Here is a 6,247-nt window from a genome sequence, read left to right on the forward strand (position 1 = left end):
TTTTTTTTAGATTATTTAAAGGTTATACCAACACAATTATAATTACCACATCCACCAGGATCCGCTGCGCAAACAGAAGTCCCGCATGCGAAATGTGAACCACAAAATACGCTTGTACATATCGCGCTTTCACATACCCCTGAACACACTGCTGAAGCAGAGACTACTACTGTATTTCCGTACCCACCAAATAGTTGTTCTTGATTGTTGTTTAATTTTTCAATTAATTCCTTATTAATTGAAAGTTTTTTTAATCCTGGCTTGTTTTCCATTTTTTTACAATGTTTTTGAAAATGTTATTACTAAACTAACTTTCTTTTTTTCTTCTCATATTTTCCAGTTTTTGTTTACATATACATACAGCGTCATACTGTAATATTTTTATTATCTCTAAAGAATAATTTTTACATATGTTTACACTTTTACAATAAACTTGTTCCCGTTTAACAACTTTTAGTTACAAATTCGTTGGATTTTTTAACTCTTAATAAAAAACATATTCTCTCTTTATCTACTCTTTATAGTCAAGATTATTTTAACAATAATCATGAAATTATACTATTTATCATCATCTTTTCTAGTGAAACTATATTATTTCAGTATTCAATAATGACCTCTTTGTTAAAATAAAATATGCTACATATTATTACATTAAATATTTTACTTTAGCCGTATATTATTGACTGTCAATACTTTATAATTATACTGTACGTTTAAATGTGCTTTATAATGGTGGCTTTAGTGTCTTAGGAGAGGCTAAATTCATTACTTGATAAGATCCAGACAATCTCCTTGCTGTTGATGCATTGAAGTGCAGTTTGCAAAGTGGACACTACGCTCTCCGTTTGGCATTCAGCTTTGCGCTTTACGAATTCATTTAAACTGGCGATAGTGCCCCGCATTTCGGGATTCGTCGATAATTTAGAGCAGTCAATTACGTTTGATCCTAAATCGACTTCTTGATGGCTTCGGGCTTTAGATTGTACATGATTGCCTGGGCGTATTCATCGGCGTGGCTTTGGGTGGGCATTGCATCCGGTGCAGGGGATTGACCCGGTGGGTAAGCGTCAACTAATCGAAGTTAACATAGTAGATCGATTGGCCGGGACCGGTTTGATTCGCTCTGGTGGCCACTCTAGCTAAGCTCGGAAACTTGAAATCGTACAATAGTCCGGTCTGCCCCTGTTGAATGGTTTGCTGGATAATCGGCTCAATCAGGCTCTTGTTCTTCCTCGCTCCGGCTCCCCAAATAATGAGTATGCCCCGAAACGGGTTAGTGATGTAAATACGGGGATAAGAGCGGTTTGGGTCAGGATGGTGTACACGTCTTAACGAATCCGACGACCGGTAGCACTGGTGGGTCTGGTCTTGCTGATGCCTATTTTTCTTTACATTTTCATAAGCTACCAAAACAGCCGTGCCTACGGTTACCTAGGGCGTGACTCAGCGAGCTGAACCACCCAAAAGTTTGCTTTTATAAACACCCAAGGAGGTAAAAGCGAGCCAGATAACGCTCCAACAAATCAGAAACGTAAACACGGCGACCTAGGCTTTGATCTTCATTCATGATCTTAACGACTCAGCGAGTTGGATGAATTGTTGCTCTGCTGATGTTGAATAGTTCGTTCTTAGGTGTGGAGTCTGTTCTGTTGAATCTGGTCTTTGATCTGTTTCTCGCGGGCGGCTAAGCGATCAGGCTGGTGCTCGGAGTGAATGGATTTGGCATGGGCGAACGTTTCAGTCAGCTCCCGTTTATAGCCAAATTGTTGATCAAAATGGTTCTCATTGGCTTGGATAAAATTCACTCTGTCGAAGCCGTTACAAATGGCTCCCCCGGCCTGACGGTGATTGATCAACGGGAAAAGTGACATACTCCGCTGTGGCCGGCACCCCGGTTGCTCCATCTCGCGTTCTTTAAAACGACTCACGATCACGTGCACATGGGTTTGATCCCCTTCTTTGGGTTAGCCCTTTTGAGCCGTGCCTTCCTGCACCGCTTTATCGTCGTGGCTATAGCTGCGACTGTACTCAATTTTGGCAAACCAAACCAGGTCCGTACTGTCAATCCCCTTTCCAAAATTTTGGGTGTAGTTTTCCATCACGCCCCTGGTGAACTCCCGTAATTTCTCGGGATCGTTACCAATATGAGCGAGTTCTTTTTGGCTGGGGTCGATGGTGAAGGTATATAACCGGTCCTGACCTGATTTAAGCCCCTGGGCGGCTCCTTTTTGGTCAATGCTGGCACCACATCCAACCCGGATACTTTATCGCTGTGCGCCAAAAAGAAGTACTCTCGTTGATGAGGTGCCAACTGATTGTTCTCCTTTTCCAGGTAGTCTGCCAGGCGCTGGCAACTCCCCGAGTTGGCACCCTTGATGGGGCTAGAAAGATTAGTGAACATAGGATTAACTGCTGACGCCTACTTTCTCGGCAATGAGTCGAAGTCGTTCGTTCATCTTCCGTAAGTGCTCTACCTTACCCACCCCATTAGCCGGGTCGTCCATCTCGTAGAGCTTACGGCTGATTAAGATCAGCTCGTCTTTGATGGGTCGTAGTTGCTCTTTCTCCTGCTGCTTGATGAAGCTGATCAGCCGCCGGTCAAGGGCCTTAATCGCGTCCGTTGGATTGTCCGTTTTCGGGTCGCGGGGGTCGGCTTTGGTGGCTTTAAAATACTGAAGCATGGCCACCAAAAGACCCTTCTTAGTGAGTCCGTAACTCTTGGCGAGTCGGGCCATTTCATCGGCGAGTGGCTTGTCAATGCTTAGTGTAGTGTGCTCTAATATTGCCATAATAATTAAAAATAGTATTGATAATCAATAGTTTACGCAATTTTCATTGAAATTTCATTGCCAATATAAACTATATATCATTGATTGTCAATACATTACCCTGCGAGGCAAGCCTAAGAATGACGCGTAGCGGCATTCCGGCTTGCTCTTTACCAAGACCGTACCACGATGCACGGCAAAGCCGGGCTACCATCACGTGTCACGACGCCCGCCAAAGGAGGGCAACTCAATACGCATCGCGCTTTTGTCTTCTTAGGAAAGTAATTTAGAACGAACTAATTGTAGTGTATAAAGTCAGGATAGAACGTTAACTGATGTCCTCCCAAAGTTCGATGTTGTTACCCTCGGGATCTAGGATATGAACAAACTTGCCGTAGTCATAAACGGCTATTTCGTCTAAGATGGTTACTCCACTGCTTCTTAACTGCTCCACTAATTCTTCAAGCTGCTCGACTCGGTAATTGATCATGAAGTCCTTTTTGGATGGTTCAAAATATGTGGTGTTTTTGTCAAAAGCGTTCCAAACCGTTGTCCCTTCCTTAGTGGAATCATCAGCATCACGCCATCTAAACATCGTACCATAATCACTTACCGGTAATCCTAGTTGTTGAGCGTACCAGTCTTTCATTTTCTGAGGATCGTCGCACTTAAAGAAGATGCCGCCTATTCCGGTTACTTTTCTCATCTCTAATGGAGTTTATTAGTTTGTCAATGATAGTTCTACCAAAACGTAATCTATTTACGTTGTTGACTTGCTTTTCACCAAGACCGTACCACGCTACACACCGTAGGGGGGCAAAACACCACGCTTTGCGCTTTTAGATCATAGCTGACATAGCTGGTACTTTCAATCCCAGATTAATAGTCTACCATTAGTTTGTTTTGCATAGTACTGTAGTATACCTTTAACCTATCAAATTGACTAGTTCACCTTAATAGCTAACAACATGAAAATGTCAATCAAATCCGTTTTAGCGGTAGCCTTCACCTGTCTTACGTTCGTATCCTTACAACCAGCTCAAGCACAAACACTGGCTAAAAATGGGCAGTGGTTGGAGAAACAGTTGGATCAACTTATTAAAGATAAGAAGGACAATGAGGCACCTAAGTTTAGCTTTAAGGGCTGTCAGATGGACATGAATTTAGATGCCAAAGATAAAGATGTGTCCATAGGGATGCATATGGGTTGGCTATTGAAAGATGTTCGCAAAATCAGTTATAAAAAAGACAAGGATGGTCAGTATACGCTTCTGTTGGATGTGCCAGCTGACAAAGTGAAAATGGCTATGAATGTGGGCGGCTTCGGTGGTTCTTTCAACCAGGACAGCAAAGACAAAAATAACAAAGACAACACCACCTCTCTGAATTTGTCTACCACCGATGAGTCACTAGTACGCCAGATTAAGCAAAAACTGGAGGAGTCTGTCCAACTTTGTCAGCAGGGGAAAACTAATTAGATCCGGCTTATTCTTCTACAGGATCACTTCGCGTCGTATCTAATAAGAGTTCACCACACTTTGCACTTCAGTTCCCTACACAGGTATTTCTAAAAATAAGCCTGAACTGCCTCTTCACAGCTCAGGCTTATTTTTAGAAATACTTACCGGCATAGCTGCTGCTTACGATAAAGAATAACGTTCTTGGCGTGAGCAATGATCTGTTCATTCCATTGGATGGAATGTTCCAACCGATTGATTTCTTCATTCTCGTTCTGATCGAACCAGTACCTCGCTCCTTCACTTAACTCCAGACGCTCCTGGGCGGCTAAAGCCTTCCGTTCAGCAATCCAGGCAGCAGTTTGTTTCTTATCCTCCTCGTGCCAATCAATAGTAATCAGTTCTCCGGCTATCGCCCGGTTTAGTTCGTCGGCCTGGCTCTTGCTGGAAGTCTGACCAAACCAGTTAAAAAACCCCATATGAGTAAAGCTGTTTTTGTTAAGAATACATAACGCAGCCTATACTCAAAAATTAAGAAAGGGTGTACTAACAGGACAAAACTGTGGACCAACGAGACAAAACTGTGTACGAAACCGTTTTTTGACGAGAACTCTATCTAGTAAGAAGTTGGCCTGGCTCCTCGTTTGATGAGCTAAAACTCATGGCTCCTCTATGAATAGGTATTCTATAAAGGTGGGAGATCGATGAATGTCATCAGTGCCGCACACATGGTCGATTAGATATTGATTGAATTCGAGAAACAGGTTTGGATTTAAAACTTCTAAGCGAAAGGATCTGTCTTGCCCGTAGACCATAAAGAACTGGGCTCTCTCCTGCTTGAACCGGTCATACAGCCGTTTTCGAGCCGTATTGTTTTCCATACTAAGGGGGATCTGACTATGAGCTGCCGAAAGGCGTTTAAGTCGGCCAATAGCTTATTCCAGTTCGGAAATTAGAGTTTGCGTACGGAGTTCATGTATGTTCCATTAATATGACGCAAAAACGTAGCTGGTAAGCAATTTTATTGAGTCAATTTATAATGGAGAGTCACTCGCATTTATACGAAACGGCAAATGCACCCATCGATTTAAAGCTTTAGATTGAGCGTTGACTTTAATCTCAGTCCTGACGCAGATGGAGCAGCTATCGGCTTCAAGCCTTTCTTGCTCATGTGCCACGCATTATAGTCATAGCTGTCTGCTGGATAATCGATATTGCCACTGTTCCAGCCATTATCGGCAACAAAGTCTTGTAACACTTCGCAGCTCTTTAAACTGCCCTGACTGCCATGCTGCGGACACAACGTTAGAGACCCGGTCGGCTGCTGTTTCAAATAATCAATGGCGTGGCTTGTCATGCCGACCCCGTTCAGGATTAGGAAACTCATCTCGTTAATAGTGGGTCGGCGGTGTGTTAGAAAAGTGCAAAAATCGGGCAGACCCTCGAACAGATACCACGGGGTAATTTCGCGTCCTGATTGAAACACAGTGATGGTCTTTTGGCCGATGCTCGATTTGATCCACGGACCACCATTTAGCTGGGTGCGCATCTCTAAACAGCGCTTGTCAGGCTGGTCAAAAATGTTTGGTACGCCCACCGCATAAAGGGGCTTGGAAAGTGGTTTAATGGCTCGGTTGAAATAGATGTCAGACAGGTAAGGTCGACACGCGTCAATATCCAGTCCACGGCTGCGGCACCAGGTTTCACCGCGTTGATCGGTCATGATGCGGATGGCTTCAACGGTATAAGCGGTTTCTGTCACGACGGGCAACTTATGGCGGATCGGCGGAATGGCATAAGACATAAAGCCTACCGTTTTTTCGATGAATTGCAAAGCATCATGCACGCTATCGGTGCCGGCCTCCATCATAGCCAGGTCGATGATATTGCCACCCTTTCCAGTCCCGTGGTCGAACCAGGCCAGGCCATCTTTGGACAGGACGAAAGACGCCGTTTTCTCATTCCGGTAACGATACCACTTCCGGCCGCCCTGTTGTTTGGCGACCTCGTAACCAAGGCGTT

Annotated in this window: 8 protein-coding genes and 1 pseudogene; 1 reads left to right on the plus strand and 8 read right to left on the minus strand. The window is 44.0% G+C overall.

What is annotated here, in order from left to right; genetic code table 11:
* Positions 1-11: 11 nt before the first annotated feature.
* From ACYU87_RS26765 to ACYU87_RS26790, 6 genes and pseudogenes are all read right to left on the minus strand, one after another.
* Positions 12-272: a hypothetical protein gene (locus ACYU87_RS26765; RefSeq protein ID WP_461137078.1), complete on the minus strand. Its 261-nt coding sequence runs from the start codon at positions 270-272 to the stop codon at positions 12-14.
* Between the two features lie 799 nt (positions 273-1,071).
* Positions 1,072-1,410, minus strand: coding sequence for a hypothetical protein (locus ACYU87_RS26770; RefSeq protein WP_461137079.1), 339 nt, complete (start codon positions 1,408-1,410; stop codon positions 1,072-1,074).
* Between the two features lie 218 nt (positions 1,411-1,628).
* Positions 1,629-2,177: pseudogene (locus ACYU87_RS26775) on the minus strand (DUF5712 family protein); the annotation flags it as partial.
* Positions 2,099-2,401, minus strand: a complete 303-nt coding sequence (locus ACYU87_RS26780; RefSeq protein WP_461137080.1) for a DUF5712 family protein — start codon at positions 2,399-2,401, stop codon at positions 2,099-2,101. The pseudogene ACYU87_RS26775 and the gene ACYU87_RS26780, both read right to left, overlap by 79 nt.
* 4 nt (positions 2,402-2,405) lie before the next feature.
* Positions 2,406-2,789 carry a BfmA/BtgA family mobilization protein gene (locus ACYU87_RS26785; protein ID WP_461137081.1) on the minus strand — a complete coding sequence of 128 codons (384 nt, stop codon included), beginning with the start codon at positions 2,787-2,789 and terminating at the stop codon, positions 2,406-2,408.
* Positions 2,790-3,096: 307 nt separating this feature from the next.
* Positions 3,097-3,474 (minus strand): VOC family protein, encoded by a 378-nt coding sequence (locus ACYU87_RS26790; protein ID WP_461137082.1) that lies wholly within the window; start codon positions 3,472-3,474, stop codon positions 3,097-3,099.
* A 262-nt stretch (positions 3,475-3,736) separates the two neighbouring features.
* Here ACYU87_RS26790 and ACYU87_RS26795 point away from each other — a divergent pair, with 262 nt between their 5' ends.
* On the plus strand, positions 3,737-4,246 hold the full coding sequence (locus ACYU87_RS26795; protein WP_461137083.1) for a hypothetical protein: 510 nt from the start codon (positions 3,737-3,739) through the stop codon (positions 4,244-4,246).
* Between the two features lie 143 nt (positions 4,247-4,389).
* Here the strand turns inward: ACYU87_RS26795 and ACYU87_RS26800 are convergent, their stop codons facing one another.
* Positions 4,390-4,704 (minus strand): hypothetical protein, encoded by a 315-nt coding sequence (locus ACYU87_RS26800; RefSeq protein ID WP_461137084.1) that lies wholly within the window; start codon positions 4,702-4,704, stop codon positions 4,390-4,392.
* A 608-nt stretch (positions 4,705-5,312) separates the two neighbouring features.
* On the minus strand, positions 5,313-6,247 hold a 935-nt coding region (locus ACYU87_RS26805; RefSeq protein WP_461137085.1), incomplete at its 5' end, for a hypothetical protein.

Source organism: Spirosoma lituiforme, assembly GCF_054776635.1.